This window comes from Vibrio sp. 1069, from assembly GCF_033340555.1.
This window is the reverse complement of record NZ_JAWOWP010000785.1, coordinates 1-554: the sequence shown is the minus strand read 5'-3', so window position 1 is coordinate 554 and position 554 is coordinate 1. Positions and strand designations below refer to the sequence as shown.

Annotated in this window: 1 protein-coding gene; it reads left to right on the top strand. The window is 46.8% G+C overall.

All coding sequences use genetic code 11. From position 1 onward, the window contains the following. Nucleotides 1-85: 85 nt before the first annotated feature. Nucleotides 86-554, top strand: a 469-nt coding sequence (locus tag R7040_RS29045) for a LysR family transcriptional regulator (protein WP_318097986.1), incomplete at its 3' end; no start/stop codon positions are given.

The following is a 554-nucleotide window of genomic DNA, read 5'->3' as shown; positions in this document are numbered from 1 at the left end:
CATTTGATGACGCATACGGTTCTGACCGAGTTTTTTAATACGACCGGAAACAAGTTCGTAAAGTGAAGCATCAAGTGGGTCGAGAATGTTAAACAACATCAATTTAAATCTGCTGAGATCATTGCATGTGCTGCTTGAGGAGTGTCATGTAAGTCGCACTGCCGAGCGCTTGCACGTAACTCAATCTGCGGTCAGCCGCCAATTAGCCCAGCTTAGAGAGCTTTGTGGCGATCCGTTGCTTGTCCGTCAGGGGAACTTGCTCATACCCACACCTCGAGCGTTAGCGTTAAAAGCTAAACTTGATGATTTGCTGTCTGAGTTTGATCATCTGCTTGATGATAAACCGTTCGAACCGGCAGATTGGCAAGGTGAGTTAGTTGTCGCGTCTAGTGACTATGTTGCTCAGTACGTTCTTCCAGATATCGCTTCCCATTTAAGCCAACTCGCGCCGCAACTGGATATGGCTTATCGCTTATGGCAACCAGATTTTCTCGATAAGTTGCATGAACTGGGTATCCACATCGCATCGTCCATGTACCCTTCAAAACCAGAAG